This window comes from Ottowia thiooxydans DSM 14619 (genome assembly GCF_000422885.1).
GTDB classification, from domain to species: domain Bacteria; phylum Pseudomonadota; class Gammaproteobacteria; order Burkholderiales; family Burkholderiaceae_C; genus Ottowia; species Ottowia thiooxydans.
This window is the reverse complement of record NZ_AUGX01000064.1, coordinates 1-16,279: the sequence shown is the minus strand read 5'-3', so window position 1 is coordinate 16,279 and position 16,279 is coordinate 1. Positions and strand designations below refer to the sequence as shown.

Genomic DNA, 16,279 nt, shown 5'->3' with positions numbered 1-16,279 from the left:
GAATTTAGTGTGAACACGCCCTAGGGCCGTTCATCAATTGCCTATCGGTCAGATCGGTAGGCTCATCTCCAGGAGTATTTTTATGAAAGCTGTCATTTCCGCCTACGCCCGTTCTCCCTTCCACTTTGCGAAGAAGGGGCGGCTTGCTGAAGTTCGCCCCGATACGCTGGCCGCCAGCGTCGTTCGCGGCCTCTTGGAGCGAACGGACCTGGACCCCGCCCTGCTCGAAGACCTCATTCTGGGTTGCGCTTACCCCGAGGCCTCGCAAGGCAACAACCTGGCGCGCATCGTGGGGCTTTTGGCCGGATTGCCACATGAAGTGGGCGGCATGACGGTGAACCGTTTCTGTGGCTCCTCGATGCAGGCCGTACACATCGCGGCAGCGCAGATTGAAGCCGGCATGGGCGAGGCCTTCCTGTGCGTGGGTGTGGAATCGATGACCATGGTGCCGCAAGGTGGTTTCAATTTCTCGCCGAATCCTGATCTACAGACCAGTACAGACGCCTATATTTCCATGGGCGAGACCGCCGAAAACGTGGCGCAGCGCTGGAACATCAGCCGCACCGACCAGGAAGCGTTTGCGGTTGAGTCACACCGCAAAGCAGCCACCGCGCGTACTGAGGGTCGTCTGGTGGACGAAATCGTACCAGTGCACCTGGCTTCGGGCGAGGTCGTTGATGCCGATGGCTGCATTCGTCCGGCGACGTCGACCGAAGCTCTGGCGAGCCTCAAACCTGCATTCCGCCCGGACGGGGTGGTGACAGCCGGCACTTCATCGCCTCTGACCGATGGCGCTGCCGCCGTGCTTGTGACCAGTGATGCCTTTGCGGCCAAGTACAAATTGCAGGCGCTCGCCCGCATCCGCGCCTTCGCCACCGTGGGGGTCGACCCCGCCATCATGGGCATTGGCCCGATCCCCGCCACACGCAAGGCGCTGGCTCGAGCCGGTCTGAGCGCTGCAGACCTGGATGTGATCGAGATCAACGAGGCGTTCTCATCGCAGGCCTTGGCCAGCATCCGTGATCTTGGCCTGGACCCTGCAAAGATCAATCTCGACGGCGGCGGCCTTTCCATAGGCCATCCCCTGGGTGCAACCGGAGCGCGCATCACAGGAAAGGCAGCCTCATTGCTGGTTCGCGAGAAAGGCCGCTATGCACTGGCCACTCAATGCATTGGCGGCGGACAGGGGATCGCAACCATCCTGGAGCGTGTCTGAAATCTGAAGCTGACGAATCAGCGCAGGCCTGGGTCCCATGACGGTACACCCTGAAGCTAGCGCAAAAAGCGCGTGGTCAGGGAAGTCTCTATTCCGGCAAGCGTAGAGCGCCAGTTTTACCGATGGAACGCCTCAATGTAAAAAGCCCCCAAAAAGGGGGCCAGTGGAGCACGCGAAGCGGGAAAACCTGAGGGCTTTGGCCTCTACCGCGTGGACGCTCTTTAGCGAACGACGCCCAGCGTTGCCAGGGCAGCACGGCGCAGTTCGAACGCGTGCATGGGATCGGAGCCGGCGGCAGCGTCAGCACGTTCCATCAATTGGGCAGTGATACCGTTAGAAGCACCGCCGTCCATGCGTGGTGTGCGCATGACAGCACGCAGGAAATCGGCGAGAGAATTAAACATGATGCATTTGCCCTCTGGGAGGGCACCTTAAAAGTCGGCTAGGCCGAGGAAACTCTATTGTAAGCAACCAGCAAGGGTTTACCCTAGGTGCGTGACTCTAACTGCATCGGCGTGATGGCTTTTGGCCACACCGAGCTCGCGATTCATCTCTTCATAGGAGGCTAGGAAGCTCTATGGCGCTAAGACGCTGAAAGCGAAAGTGAGCCTCGGCGAGGCTCGTTTCGAGCACAAAAAAGCTCAATGCAGAGACTATGCCTCCACATTGAGCTACTCATTCAACAGCCATATCGCTCGACGTCAGTCCTCGCGCCGGAGGTACGTGCGGCGCCGTACGGCCAGTAACCCCAAGCTGAGCAGTATCAAACCCCACACCGACAAACTAGGCACTGCGACTGGCGTCGAAACCGCAGCGGCAGTCACGGTGTTGGTATCGGTGGCGCTGTTGTTGCCAAGGGCCGGGTCAATCATCCCGCTTGGCGTGGTGACTGTCGCGGTGTTGCTTAGCGTGCCCGTGGCCGAAGGTGATACCGTGCCACTGACTGTATAGGTCACACTGCCGCCTGAGGGAAGATTCACGGTGTCGTTGATGCTACCGCTGCCTGAGGTAGTGCACGTACCGCCACCGGCCCCCACACAAGTCCAAGTGCCCGTCAAGGCGGCCGGAAAGGTATCCGCCACAGTGGCGCCAGAGGCATTGCTGGGACCAGCGTTACTGGCGGTAATGGTGTAAGTCAAGCTACCGCCAGCCTGCACGCTCGTGACGCCATCAGTCTTGGTGATCGCCAGATCGGCAGACTGGGTAATGGTGTCGCTGTCAGTGGCGCTGTTGTTGGCAGGATTAGGATCAGTTACCCCACCTGGCGCGGTGACTGTGGCGGTGTTGCTCAGCGTACCCGTGGCCGAAGCTGACACCGTCGCACTCACGGTGTAGGTCACGCTGCCACCTGAGGGAAGATTCACGGTGTCGTTGATGTTGCCACTGCCTGCTGCAGTGCAGGTACTACCACCGGCCCCCACACAGGTCCAAGTGCCTGTCAAGGCTGCCGGCAAGGTATCCGCCACGGTGGCACCAGAGGCATTGCTGGGGCCAGCATTGCTGGCGGTGATCGTGTAGGTCACACTCCCGCCAGCCTGCGCACTGGTGACGCCATCAGTCTTGGTGATCGCCAGATCGGCAGACTGGGTAATGGTGTCGGTGTCAGTGGCGCTGTTGTTGCCAGGATTAGGATCAGTCACTCCACCTGGCGCGGTGACGGTGGCGGTGTTGCTCAGCGTGCCCGTAGCTGATGCTGACACGGCCGCACTCACGGTGTAGGTCACGCTGCCACCTGAGGGAAGATTCACAGTGTCGTTGATGTTGCCGCTGCCTGAGGCAGTGCATGTACCGCCACCAGCCCCCACACAAGTCCAAGTGCCCGTCAAGGCTGCCGGAAAGGTGTCTGCCACGATGGCGCCAGGTGCATTGCGCGGACCAGCATTGCTGGCGGTAATGGTGTAGGTCAAGCTACCGCCAGCCACAACACTGGTGACACCGTCGGTCTTGATGATCGCCAGATCCGCGGACGCGGTAATGGTGTCAGTGTCGGTGGCACTGTCATTGCCAGGGACCGGGTCGACCACCCCAGCTGGCGCGCGGACACTGGCGGTGTTGCTTAGCGTGCCCGTGGCTGAAGAGGACACCGTCGCACTCACGGTGAAGGTTACGCTGCCACCTGAGGGTAGATTCACGGTGTTGTTGATGTTGCCGCTGCCTGAGGCAGTGCAGGTACCACCACCGGCCCCGACACAAGTCCAAGTGCCCGTCAAGATTGCCGGAAAGGTATCCACCACGGTGGAACCAATGGCATTGCTGGGGCCAGCGTTGCTGGCGGTAATGATGTAGGTCACGCTGCCACCTGCGGCCACGCTGGTGACACCGTCGGTCTTGGTGATCGACAGATCGGCGGACCGGGTAATCAGGTCGGTGTCGGTTGCGCTGTTGTTGCCAGGGACTGGATCAGTCACCCCACCCGTTGCGGTGACGGTGGCTGTGTTGCTCAGCGTGCCCGTGGCTGATGCTGACACGGTCGCACTCACGGTGTAAGTCACGCTGCCACCTGCGGGTAGATTCACACTGTCGTTGATGTTGCCGCTGCCTGCTGCAGTGCACGTAGCGCCGCCGGCCCCCACACAGGTCCAAGTACCTGTCAAGGCTGCCGGAAAGGTGTCTGCCACAATAGCGCCAGGTGCATTGCTAGGACCGGCGTTGCTGGCGGTAATGGTGTAAGTCAAGCTACCGCCAGCCACAACACTGGTGACGCCGTCGGTTTTGGTGATCGCCAGATCTGCGCTTTGTGCGTTGGCGATCGATGGCAACAACAAGAGGGATGCCAGCATCGCCAACACGGCCTTCAACACCACCCACTGCCACGTAGTTTTTGTGCTCATCGGTTCGCCTTTTTCCGCCATACAACGGACTTTCAGAAATATAGAGGGTTGAACGGCGTGATCCTGCATACCCTGAGTTATGCAGAGTACGCAGGCCTCCCGCCACCAGAACACTGTGTGTAACAAAATGCCAGCGCTCGAGATCTTACAACAAAAGTGTTCCAAAATGTTAAGGAACGAAAGGTCTTGGTACCCCGCGGTGTGTTCAAATTTGAACAAATAGCACTCGCAGGCAACAGTTGTAGTGCGCAAAAACCGCCCACGCGTGAGCCACACTCGTATCGCGTGAAATTAGCCTTCATTCAAAGTTCCTCTCAGCACCACGCACCGTGAACATCCAGCTTCTGTCCGATCTGCATCTGGAAACGCAGCCCCACTTCTCACCTGAGCCCGCGCCAGACGCCAACCTGCTGGTGCTCGCGGGCGATATAGGCTCCTATCAAAACGGTTCCGCACTGCCGGCACTGGGCGACACTGACTTCGGCCTGGCACGCTTCTCGCCCTTGCCGCAGTTCGGCGGCTGGCCAACACCGGTGATCTTCATTCCCGGCAACCATGAGTACGACAAGCTCGATTTCGACGAAGCCCATATACGCCTGCGTGCCACTTGCGATCGCCTGGGTCTGATCTGGCTGGAGCGAGAAAGCCTGGTGCTTGATGGAGTGCGCTTCATCGGAACCACCCTCTGGAGTGATTTCGACGCCTTGGCTCCACGCGGGCCTTACGCCACCTTGGGTGAGCAGCTGAAAGCTCGCGAAAAGGCCTTCCGTTCCGCCAACTACTACCTGCATCAAGCCGCGGCCACACGTGGCAACGAGCCTTTCCTGGCGCCACAGATGCGCGAACAGGCCCTCACATGCCAGACCTGGTTGCGTGCCGCATTGGCAGAAGCTTTTGAAGGCCCTACGGTGGCCGTGACGCACTTCGCGCCCAGTTTAAAAAGTGCCGACCCCCGCTACGGTATGACACCGGGCACCGCTGGTTTTTGCAACGCGCTGGACGACATGCTCGAACACGCAGACCTGTGGCTGCATGGCCATTTGCACTGCCCTCTGGACTACCGCGTGGGCCGTTGCCGAGTAGTGGCCAACCCGCTGGGCTACGCCTCCAAAGGCGAACAGGAGACGTTTGATCCAAAGCGCGTGGTGACGATTGCCTAGCGCGCTACTGCGGTTCTTGGCCGGCGGGCTACCGGAGGCCGTAGACTCAGACAGTTCTTTATATGTCAACCTAGGAGAAAAACCATGAAAATTCTTTTGGCCGTAGATGGAAGCACGTACACCAAGAAAATGCTGGCGTACCTCACCACTCATCTGGAAATGTTCGCAAGCGGTGAGCACCAGTTCACTGCGCTGACGGTGCAATCTGCACTGCCTCCCCGCGCCCGCGCCGCCGTTGGCCGTGAAGCTGTGGATGCGTATTACCTTGAAGAAGCCACCAAGGTGCTGGACCCCGTGCTCAAATATCTGAGTCGCCACGAGCTAAAAGCCAAAGGCGCTTCGAAAGTGGGATCCGCCGGAGAAACCATTGGCAAATTCGCCGACGCGGGCAAATATGACATGCTCATCATGGGCTCACATGGCCACAACGCCCTGGGCAATCTGGTCATGGGCTCCGTTGCCACCAAGGTCCTGGCTGGCTGCAGCGTTCCCGTGCTGTTGGTGCGTTAAGCTACGCTGAAGCAAGCAAAACGCAATACCTGAGCAACAGGTATTTGCCGCATCAACCCCACCTTGGAATGGTGAAGCGGAACACGGTTCCCTGGGGTTGATTTGCGGCGTAATCCAGAGCGCCGCCATGCTGCTCAATGACCGTGCGGCACATCGAAAGGCCCAAGCCCATGCCCTCCGCCTTGGTCGTAAAAAAAGGCGTAAACAATTGGCTCGCCACCTCTTCGCTGATGCCGGCGCCACGATCGGCCACGGAAAATACAACCCAGCCGCGTCCTGAAGAGACGGGCGGACGGTAGCGCGCTTCCATGATCAACTGCCGCTGATCTATCTCAGCATCTGCCATGGCCTGCATGCCATTGCGCGCCAGGTTGAGCAACACCTGTTCCACCAGGGTGCGATCGCACCAAACCTCCGGCAGATGGTCTTCGCATTGAACTTGCACCCTGATGCCAAGCTTTTGCGCTTGCATCTGAATCAGCGGGAGTGCCGCATCGATGATGGTTCCAGGTGAAACCGCCTCACGCGCCTCTCCACGCCGGCGTATGAAATCGTGCACGCTGTTGATGACCCGCCCAGCCCGATTGGCCTGCTCAGCGATGCGTGCTACGGCAACCTGCACGTCCTTCAGAGTTTCCGTATCGCTGCCAGCCGAGGGGGCCGGGCTCTGGAGCAGGTTGAGGCAACCGTTGGCATAACTGGAGATCGCCGCCAGCGGCTGGTTCAGCTCGTGGCTGAGAAGCGAAGCCATCTCGCCCACGGCGGATAAGCGCGCCGTAGCCTGCAAGCGCTCCTGTCCTGCGCGCTGTAGCTCCTCAATGCGACGTTGCTCGCTCACATCGAGAACCGCACTCATCCAGCCAGCATGCTTGCCCGTCGCATTGATCAGCGGCGCCTCAATGATGAGCACTGGAAATCGCGTGCCGTCCTTGCGCTGGAAAACGCTTTCCAACCCTTCACGTGGAGGAGATTTACCGGCAAGCAGGCGCACGGTTTGGCGTTCGCGGAACCCATCAACCATCTCGGGAGGCCAGTAAGGCGCGGGAGCTCCCTGGCCTACAAGTTCTTCCGGGGAAAACCCAACCATGCTGCAAAATGCGGGGTTCACGTAGGTAATGCGCCCTTGCAGATCGCGCGCGCGCAAACCGGTGACGAGCGAGTCTTCCATGGCTTGGCGAAAGGCCAGCGCGTCAGCCAGCGCATTCTCAGCTTCCTGGCGGCGCTGGAAATCGCGCGAGAGCAGGATCAGCACCGTCACGAGCGCAATGGTGAGCGTAGTGACCAAGGCGGTCAGCACATTGGGCAGCATGTCGGGCGCCGCGCGCCAGCCGTCCATACGCAGCACCAAAGCCGCACCGGGAAGATCCAGCAACAGCTGCGACGTAAAGATGCGGCTGCCACGCCGAGTGGCACCATAGGTGGCCAGGCGGGTGCCATCAGGTTCGGCAAACGACACCTGCTGCCTGCGTGTATAGGCTTCGCCAAGCATGCTGGACAGCACACCGCTGAGCGAATAGGTGGCTACCGCGTAGCCCACCCGCCGAGTCCCATGCCGGATGGGCAGGCACAGCTCCATGATCTCCAGCCCCCTGCCGCCGGGCAAGGGCACGAAGCGGGTCTCCGAGTAAGCGCCGCTGTCAAGCCGGGAAGCCATGGCGCAGGCGTGCATGCCATCCCCGCCGGTTTCGCCAAGGCTCTCGGACAGCGGAGAAAAATAAGGGCTATCAGCCTCGGCCAGCAGGCGCAGCGAGGGATCACGCCATTCCAGCCGCATCCACTCGCGGTGCTCACGCAGCAATGCCAAGGCGTTGTTGGTCCATTCTTTGGGCGCGACGTCACCCGCGTTCAACCCGTGAAGGTTTTGCAGGTTACGCGCTAACCCGGTACGGATATCCATCATGGCGTCAGCGTTGTCGCGATCAAGCGCACGCTGAACTTGTTCCATCTCGTACCCGCGTGCCAGCCAGACCAAAATGCCAAGCGCCAACACCACGAGAACCACCAGCAACGACCACAGCAACCAGCGTCTGTCAGCGCTCCAGAACAGCCGCACTGCCCCACGTGCCTTGGCTCGCCATGTTGCGGTCTTCTCGCGCCAGAGGCCGTCTTCTCGAAAAAGAAGTTCAGCTATTCGGGACATGCCATGCGCTCTCTTCTTCCTGCCAAAGGCGGTGAGACGCACCAGCGTCTCCGGGCGAGGCTTGGCTTACACCACACGATGACCCAACGCCGGCAGTTGCACCCTATGCTGCGCAAGCGCGGTGGCATCCAATTCAGCCATCACGACGCCTGCCCCCTCCGCCTGCACAGAAACCACCTGGCCCCAGGGGTTGATCACCATGGAGTGACCCCAGGTGCTGCGGCCGTTCTCATGCACGCCACCTTGAGCGGAAGCCAGCACCGCACTCAGGTTCTCGATCGCGCGGGCGCGCAACAGCACTTCCCAGTGCGCTTGGCCGGTGACGTAGGTGAAGGCGCTGGGCACCAGCAGCAAATCAGCCCCATCGGCCGCATAAGCGCGGTACAACTCGGGAAAGCGCAGGTCATAGCACACGCTCATACCAACACGCCATGAATGGCCATCGCGGGAAGGCAAATCGAAACTCACCGGCTGCGTACCCCGCACCAGCACCGCCGCCTCGTCGTAGGTTCGCGTACCGTCGTCGAACTTGAACAGGTGGATCTTGTCGTAGCAAGCCACGCGCTCGCCCTGCGGATTGAAGGCCAGGGAGGCATTACGGACGCGCGCTTCATCGCGCGGATCGCAGGAAATGGGCAGCGTACCACCCACAACCCAGAGACCCAATTCCCTTGCCGTATTCGCCAGCCAGTCCTGGATGGGACCGGCGCCTAGCGACTCTTGCAAGGCGAGCTTGTCGGTGTCGCGTCGCCCCATGACGCAGAAGTATTCCGGCAACACGGCCAACTCCGCACCAGCATCAGCGGCTTGGGCCAGCAGCGCGTGAGCGGTGCGCAGATTCTCGTCCACACGTGTGCACGAGACCATCTGGATAGCTGCAACTTTCATTTCTGCTCCCCTGTCACCAGGCGCCTTGCCGAGTGTTCGAGTTTCTGTACCGTAGGATTGTCCCAGCTTCCGCCGATATGAAACTCCTTCGTATTGGCCTGGCTGAGCGGGCGCTTCAGCACCAACTGTGCCAGGAAGGTCACAAGGCCGATAGCCGGGTTGATGGCGGTAGCCACCAGCGCCGCAGTGCCCGCGTCAATCTCAGGCACCACCAGTACCCGCAGATCCTGGGTCTCCTTGTCGATGTCGGCGCTGCCATCCATCAATACCGCGGCGTTGACGCCCTTCATCTGCAAGTTGTTGGTTTGAGCAATGCCCCGTGCAATGGCCACATCGCCACGAACAAAATCGAAGGCAAAGCCGGTGGAAAAAATATCGCGGAAATCCAGCGTCAGCCGGCGTGGCAATGCCTGCAGGCTCAGCACTCCCAACAGCTTGGCGACCCCAGGATCCGCTTTGAGGAATTGGCCAGCACCCACATCCAAATGCACCTTGCCAGCCATACTGGGATAGTGCGGCGACATGGGAGAGCCGCGCCAGTTCAGATCACCGCTTAGCACGCCCTGGCCGCGAGCCAGTACACCGGGCATGTCAAAGCGCGTCAGCAGGGCGCCGGCATCGCGGATATCGAGCTTGAAATCGAGCGTGGTGCGGCGCGGATCATCCGGCGCCCGGGGCCCGCGCGGATCGTGCGACACCGCTGGCCGGCGGGCCAATGCCTCCCACCTGCCGCTCGCGGTAAACACCGCTTCTGGCGAACGAACTACAAACCGGGTCAGCTCCCATGTCTGCAAGGCACCGACTTGAGACGTGGGTGCGGTGTCGTGGTTCACCGCGTTGATCTCCAGCCGGCCCAACTTCTTGCCGCGCAACTCAAAATCTTCAGCCACCACATCAAGTGCCGGCATATGCGTGATGGGTTGCGCCTGCACACTTTGATCGTCGGAACCGGCGGGGATCGTCAGGTGCGAGAGCCTGGCCAGCACCTTGCCTGCGCGGCCATCCGTTCCTTCGGTGTAGTCAACGCGGCCGGCCAGCTCGCGGGCCTGCACATTGGCGCGCCAAGTGTTGCCTTGGCGCGTCCCCTTCGCATTCACGTCGTGCACCGTACGATCATCCAGCACCAGTTCACCGGTGCGCAGCGACCAGGCCGTTGGAACGAATCCACCCTCTGCTGAAGCGGCGGGTTCTTTCTTTGCACTGCTGAACACGGCTGCCAGCGTGGTTTCCCAGGCTCCCACATCCAGACGCGGCAGTTGCAAGTCCGCATGGACACCACTGGCCGGTAGCGCCAACGGCGTCACTGCAGCTTGACCCACCCCAATGGCCCCGCGCAGTGTGCGCCCGGATTTGGTATCGCGCTGGAATTCAAGCGCCAGTTGCTCGCCCACGGTAAGACGAAAGCGCGAGCGGCCCTCTGCTCCTGTGACCGGACCGCTTTCAAAACGCAAGGGCAAGGTAGCCTCAGCCTGCTTTTCCAACGGAGCGGGGAGGTCAAAGGCCATCCCGCGCAAATCACTGGTCACCAGGAGTTCGGGTTCGTCGCCCCGGAACGACATGCGCGCTTCGTAAGCCGCGCTGCCCGAAGCCAGGCGCGCCACTTCCGGTACCGGTCCCCACTCGGCCATCTCACGCAGAGCTTCGGCGCTGAAGGTGCCAGCGGCGTGCAACACCACGGGTGGGACACCCTTTTCGCCGACTTTTTCTCCGGGCGGCGCGGTCTTGGATGTACCACCCGACAGTCGCACCTCCCCGCCCAGCCATCGGGCTCGTGCGTCCTGGATGGCAAACCCGGCATCGCTGAATGTGATCGCGCCATTTGCCTGAGCCAGCAGCGGCGTATCTGGCGCAATGCGCACATCGTTACCCGCCAGATTAACGCGACCTTCAGCCTTGGCTTCGTGAATGTGGGATACAGGCAGATCCAGCTTGAGCTGCAAAGCCGCATCCCCACTGCCAGTGGCACGATCGAGCGCATGCCCAATAAATCCCCCTACCGGCGAAGTTCGCACAATGCCCAGCGCGGACTCCAGGGTTCCTTTCCCTTGGGCATCCACCAGCACACGGGTGTGGTGGAGATCGGCAATACCGGCTTGTATTTGTGTGAACTGCCAGCCCGGGTAGCCTTGCACTGTCCCCTTGGCGTGGTTCACCTGCATGGTGTTGTGATCAAAAATCAGCTCGCCTGAGAGATCTTCCAACGCCGGCCAGGGAGCCTCGCCTTCGGGCTGAAGCGCGCGCGGTACATACGCCAAGGTCACACCACGCACCTGCCCCGAAAACCGGAATGCACCGCCAGACCCAAGCGAATCCTCGCCTATGCGATTCAAATCGCCTTTGACGCGCACCGCCATATCGCGCGCTTCGCCCTTCAGCACCGCATGCTGAACATAATCTCGCGCTTCAGCGGCAATGCCGAGCGGCAGATACCGGTACACGCGGGCGCCATTGGCTCGACTGAAGTTGCCTGACAAATCAAGCTCGCCAGGAAAGCGAGCGGGGCCTTGCTTACCGGGTGTGGTGTTCCAACGCCCCTTGAAAGTGGCCGTGGCATCCTGATTACGCAGTGCCAGCTGATCGACATCAATGGTGAACTGACCGCCTTTGGAGCGCCAACGCGAAGCGACCTTGAATTCAGCCACGGGGATGCGCGGCTCGGCGAACACGCCGGGAAATTCAAGTGCCCCATTCTTCACCTCCAGCACCGCGCTACCACCGGTGGGCAAGGCTTCCAATTGCAAAGTGGCGCCTTCCACGCCAGGCATGCCCGCCACGGGCTTTCCACTCGGAGGCTGAGGCGCCGGGCGGGCTCCCACGGAAAGCTGGCTGATCTTGGTTTGCAGGCGCCAATCACGAGGCGCGTCCAGCGGGCCGCTCCATCGCCCTTCGATATGCTCGATCAGGCCCTTCACCGGATGATCGCGGAGCTGGCGACCCACCTCTGGTGATAACGGCAGGCGTTGGGCGATCTTGGCGAGAGCGGCAAGATCCAGCCGGTCGCCGCTGAAATCGCCCCCGGGAACGGCCCCCGCAGCGCCATCGCGGTAGCTGAGCCGCACATTACCGCCTGGCCAAGCTACGCCGTCGGCGTCCACGAAGTTCAGATCGCGCGTGGTCACCTCCACCCCGGCCCCCAGGTTACTCCAGCCGATGCGGCCTGCGAGCGACGCAAAGGCCAGCGGCTCCAGCTTAGGCCCGAAGGTGGCAGACACGGCGCCCAGCGCCAGATCCGCAGTGAGGTTGGTGAACTGCCCCTTCTTCACATCAGTCCAAAGCCGAAGTGCGCCCTGCCCGGCTTGCAGGTCAACGCCCATATCGGCCTCCAGATCGACGTATTGACCCAATTGGGAAACGTCGGCGCGGCTGAAGTTGGCAAACACTTGGCCATCCCAATCCCGCCATTGGCCCGAATGCAGTGAAAGCAGCGGTTGGCGGAACTGGCCAATCAGGGTGAATCGCTCGCCCCAAGCGGGTTCTGGTGTGGCGTCCAGCCGCAGCTGATGGCGGCCAAACCCGTTGCGGGCAATGAATTGCACATCGGAGAACGTCACCGGTGGCACATTCCGGCTTTCGTCGACCCAGCTCACCTTGCCGCCTCGCACCAGAAATTCCGACTGGGAAAAAAACCAGTCCGACGCTTCGATCGAGGCTGAAGCGTCGCCCGACATATCGACGCCGCCCACCAGCAAGCGCCCATCTGCGGTGCGCCGCAGCTCCAACTGGGGCTGATCAATAACCAACTGCTCCAACTCGCGCTTGCTGAGCGAGAGTACCGAGAAAGCCACGAGCACTCGCGGAATCACCAGACCAGCCCGGCCAGACAGATCGTGTACACGCACGTCGCGCAGGGAAATAGAGGGCACCAGGCCGTTCGACTCGGCCTCAATGGCCCCTATGGTCACCGGTGTGGACGCCGCTCGCGAGGCCATTTGCTCCAGTCGAGGGCGAAACTCATCGATTCGCGGCACAATAATCCAATGGAGAACACTCCAGGCCACAAATATGAGCACTAGCAGAGCGAAAACGCCACGCAACACCCATCTAACGAGGGTGGCAGCTATTTGGATAGGCGATTGAACCAACGGCTTTAACTGGAGCTATACGAGTCCGGTATGTAGAGCGGCCACCCCGAATGGGGTTCACCACAGATACCGAACTTCGGAGAAGTGAGAGAAATTATGACCCGTGCCGATGTGGAAGGTTCTAGCGGCCACAGTGAATCTTTGTTAACCGCCTCGCCTGCAGAGCATACAGGCCTTCCGATGGAGGGCGGCGCTCTTCATTCGCGCCTGGTGCAACGCCTGCGTCGCCGCTACGAGGACGAGCTGGCTTTGTTGCCTCCCGGAGCCCCCGTGCGCGAGACCATGCTCGCATGCCTGGCCGCCCTGTTCGAGCGCGGCCACGACACCAGCAGCGCCTTGCGCATCCTGCGTCAATTGGTGATGGAACGCCTTGTGGGGCTCGATTGCGAACAGGCAGCGCCACTGGAGACCATCACCCGCACTGTGACCGAGCTGGCAGAAGTGGCACTTGATGTGGCTTGCCGGCATGCCTATGCCCAGCTCGATGAGCGCCACGGCGCCCCGATGACCGAAAGCGGCCAACACGCCCAGATGTGGGTGATCGGCATGGGAAAGTTCGGCGCGCGCGAGTTGAATGTCTCCAGTGACATCGATCTCATCTATATCTATGACGAAGACGGGGAAACCGCAGGCACGCCTGAAGGGCGAGGCCGCGTCTCGGTGCATGAATATTTCACCCGCGCGGTCAAGCTGATCTACGGCCTGATCGGGGAAACCACCGAGCACGGCTTCGTTTTTCGCGTGGATCTGGCGCTGCGCCCCAACGGAAATTCCGGCCCCACCGTGTGCTCGCTCGACGCGCTGGAGGAATACATGCTGGTGCAGGGCCGCGAATGGGAGCGCTTTGCCTGGCTGAAAAGCCGCGTGGTGGCGCCGGTCGCTCCCATCAAGAGCGGTTCTGCGCAAGCTTTGCGCGGGGTCGTGCTGCCTTTTGTGTTCCGCAAATACCTTGATTACAGCGTGTTCGACTCGCTGCGCGGACTGCACCAGCAGATTCGCGATCACGCGGCCAAGCGCAGCGCTGGCCGGCCCGAGCGAGCCAACGACGTCAAGCTCTCTCGCGGCGGCATACGTGAGATCGAATTCACGGTGCAATTGCTCCAGGTGGTACGCGGCGGGCAATTCCCTGAGCTGCGCACCCGCCCCACACTCGAAGCCCTTCAGCGCGTGGCGCGGGCTGGGCTCATGCCGCAAGAAACCGCAGATGAGCTTGCAAAAGCCTATATCTTCCTTCGCCGCGTCGAACACCGCATTCAGTATCTGGACGATCAGCAGACGCACGTGCTTCCTACCGACGATGCCGATCTCGAGTGGATCTCCCGGAGCATGGGTTACGCCGGGTGCTGTGCGTTTCTCTCGGAATTGGACACTTACCGCGAGTTCGTGGCGCAGGAGTTCGACCGCCTGCTAGGTGCCGACGCACCGTGCAAGAACTGCCAGAAATCCAGTAACGGCAACAGCAATGGCAATGGCAATGGCCATAGCAACGGCAGCACCACAGTAGCTGACTTCGATGCCGTGCTGGCGCTGTTTCCTGAGAACGTTCGGGAGCGTCTGGCTCAATGGCACGAACACCCTCGCATGCTGGCGCTGCGCGAGCAAGCACGCAATCGCTTGCAACGCCTGCTGCAACGCACCGCCGAGTGGCTGCGCGAAGGCCGGGTCTCCAGTGATGCCGTCCTGCGCCTAGCCGATTGGGTGGAGCCCTTGCTGCGGCGCGAAAGCTATCTGGCGCTCTTGTTGGAACGCCCCGCCGTACACGAGCGTCTGCTGCGCATGCTGGGCACCGCGCGCTGGCCAGCGCGGTACCTGCTGCAACATCCCGGTGTGATTGACGAGCTGGCCGGTCCGGCGCTGCTCAGCACCCGATTTGACGCCGCCGTCTTCGAGCGCGAGCTGCAAGAGCGCCGTGCCGCACTGGCACGCACCAACGAAGATGATGAAGAAAACCTGCTGAACCTGTTGCGCCGCGCGCATCACGCGGAGGTTTTCCGCACTCTTGTGCGAGACGTAGAAAACCAGATCAGCGTGGAGCAGGTAGCTGATGATCTCTCCGCCCTGGCAGACGCCCTCCTCAGACTCACCACCGAATGGTGCTGGTCACACCTGAAGCGGCGCCACCGCGAGGCGCCGCAGTTTGGCATCATTGGCTACGGCAAGCTCGGTGGCAAGGAACTGGGCTACGGAAGTGACCTGGATATTGTTTTCGTATTCGACGACGAAGACGAGTCCGCAGCCGAGATCTATTCCGCTTTCGTGCGCAAACTGATCAATTGGCTCACGGTCAAGACCGGCGAAGGCGATTTATTCGAGATTGATACCGCCTTGAGGCCCAACGGGAATTCCGGTTTGCTGACCACGAGTTTCGAGGCCTATGCAGACTATCAGGAACAACGCGGCAGCAATACCGCCTGGACCTGGGAACACCAGGCCATGACGCGCGCGCGCTTCATCTGCGGCGCAGACGGCATGGCAGAGCGCTTCGACGCCGTAAGACACGCCGTGATCACTGCCCCTCGCGACATTCAGGCATTGAAGGGCGAAATCATCACCATGCGCGAGCGGATGCGTCAAGCAAGGCCGGTGAAGACTGGCTTGTTTGATGTCAAGCACAGTGTGGGGGGAATGGTTGACGCAGAGTTTGCCCTGCAATGCCTGGTACTCGCGCACAGCGCCGCTCACCCTGAGCTGGAGCCGAACCTGGGCAATATCGCGCTGTTTCGGCGCGCTGAGAAAGTGGGCTTGCTTCCGACGGGAGTTGGCGGCGCTGCGGCGGACGCTTATCGGCAACTGCGCCGGGTGCAGCACAGGGCTCGTCTTAATGAAGAGCCCACTCAGGTTGAGCCTGAGACTCTGGCTACGGAACGGGCAGCGATTGAAGCGCTGTGGAATGCGGTCTTTGGTAGCTCCTGAGAGCCAGGTACTTTCAACGTTTTCGGCGTGGGAGTTTTAAATCCCCGTGGGAGACGGTAGGGGGTTTTTTACTCCCTCCCCATGGGGGACGGTGGGGGGATTTTTACTCTCTCCCCCTGGGAGACTGCGGGGCTTTTTAACTCCCCCGGCCCCGTGGGCGGCGGCGGGGGATTTACTCCTGTGCTGGTCAAGTAATTTCGGACACCTAGATAGGGGCACGTTCTGCCATGTGTCGTTCATAGACATTGGGAGGCAGATAACCCAGGCTCGAGTGCAGGCGGCGGCTGTTGTAGAAGCCGACGATGTAGTCGCAGATGTCGGCAGCGGCTTCAGCGTGGTTGGCGTAGTCGCGCTGCCACACACGTTCCATCTTGAGGTTCAGGAAGAAGCGCTCCATCACGGCGTTGTCCCAGCAGTTGCCCTTGCCGCTCATGCTCGCGCGCAGGCCATGGCGTGCCAGCAACTGCTGATGCTCGCGGCTGGCGTACTGGCTGCCCCTGTCGGAATGAACGATGAGTCCTGCCGCAGGTCGACGCTGC

Annotated in this window: 10 protein-coding genes; 4 read left to right on the top strand and 6 right to left on the bottom strand. The window is 61.1% G+C overall.

Translation table 11 applies throughout. The features are described from left to right. Nucleotides 1-82 precede the first annotated feature (82 nt). A complete protein-coding gene (locus tag G518_RS0125500) occupies nt 83-1,216 on the top strand; it encodes a thiolase family protein (protein WP_028604909.1) in 1,134 nt (377 codons plus the stop codon). Between the two features lie 221 nt (nt 1,217-1,437). On the opposite strand, the gene G518_RS0125495 is transcribed toward G518_RS0125500, so the two are convergent. Both G518_RS0125495 and G518_RS36965 read right to left on the bottom strand, forming a co-directional pair. Continuing rightward, nucleotides 1,438-1,620 carry a hypothetical protein gene (locus tag G518_RS0125495; protein WP_028604908.1) on the bottom strand — a complete coding sequence of 61 codons (183 nt, stop codon included), beginning with the start codon at nt 1,618-1,620 and terminating at the stop codon, nt 1,438-1,440. Between the two features lie 297 nt (nt 1,621-1,917). Next, nucleotides 1,918-4,047 carry a beta strand repeat-containing protein gene (locus tag G518_RS36965; RefSeq protein WP_169458006.1) on the bottom strand — a complete coding sequence of 710 codons (2,130 nt, stop codon included), beginning with the start codon at nt 4,045-4,047 and terminating at the stop codon, nt 1,918-1,920. 329 nt (nt 4,048-4,376) lie between these two features. Between G518_RS36965 and G518_RS0125485 the strand changes: the two genes are divergently transcribed. Continuing rightward, complete coding sequence (locus G518_RS0125485; RefSeq protein WP_028604907.1) at nt 4,377-5,207, top strand: metallophosphoesterase; 831 nt, start codon at nt 4,377-4,379, stop codon at nt 5,205-5,207. A gap of 84 nt (nt 5,208-5,291) precedes the next feature. Beyond that, nucleotides 5,292-5,717, top strand: coding sequence for a universal stress protein (locus G518_RS0125480; RefSeq protein WP_028604906.1), 426 nt, complete (start codon nt 5,292-5,294; stop codon nt 5,715-5,717). Nucleotides 5,718-5,769: 52 nt separating this feature from the next. On the opposite strand, the gene G518_RS0125475 is transcribed toward G518_RS0125480, so the two are convergent. From G518_RS0125475 to G518_RS36960, 3 genes are all read right to left on the bottom strand, one after another. Then, nucleotides 5,770-7,857, bottom strand: coding sequence for a sensor histidine kinase (locus tag G518_RS0125475; protein ID WP_084652281.1), 2,088 nt, complete (start codon nt 7,855-7,857; stop codon nt 5,770-5,772). A 66-nt stretch (nt 7,858-7,923) separates the two neighbouring features. Next, the gene (locus G518_RS0125470) at nt 7,924-8,745 is read right to left on the bottom strand and encodes a carbon-nitrogen hydrolase family protein (RefSeq protein ID WP_028604904.1); all 822 of its coding nucleotides are present in this window, start codon (nt 8,743-8,745) and stop codon (nt 7,924-7,926) included. Then, the gene (locus tag G518_RS36960; protein ID WP_245598131.1) at nt 8,742-12,743 is read right to left on the bottom strand and encodes a YhdP family protein; all 4,002 of its coding nucleotides are present in this window, start codon (nt 12,741-12,743) and stop codon (nt 8,742-8,744) included. Before G518_RS36960 ends, G518_RS0125470 begins: the two co-directional genes overlap by 4 nt. 180 nt (nt 12,744-12,923) lie before the next feature. Between G518_RS36960 and glnE the strand changes: the two genes are divergently transcribed. Then, on the top strand, nt 12,924-15,740 hold the full coding sequence (gene glnE / locus G518_RS0125460; RefSeq protein ID WP_084652279.1) for a bifunctional [glutamate--ammonia ligase]-adenylyl-L-tyrosine phosphorylase/[glutamate--ammonia-ligase] adenylyltransferase: 2,817 nt from the start codon (nt 12,924-12,926) through the stop codon (nt 15,738-15,740). Nucleotides 15,741-15,945: 205 nt separating this feature from the next. Here the strand turns inward: glnE and G518_RS0125455 are convergent. Further along, on the bottom strand, nt 15,946-16,279 hold a 334-nt coding region (locus G518_RS0125455; protein ID WP_028604902.1), incomplete at its 5' end, for an integrase core domain-containing protein.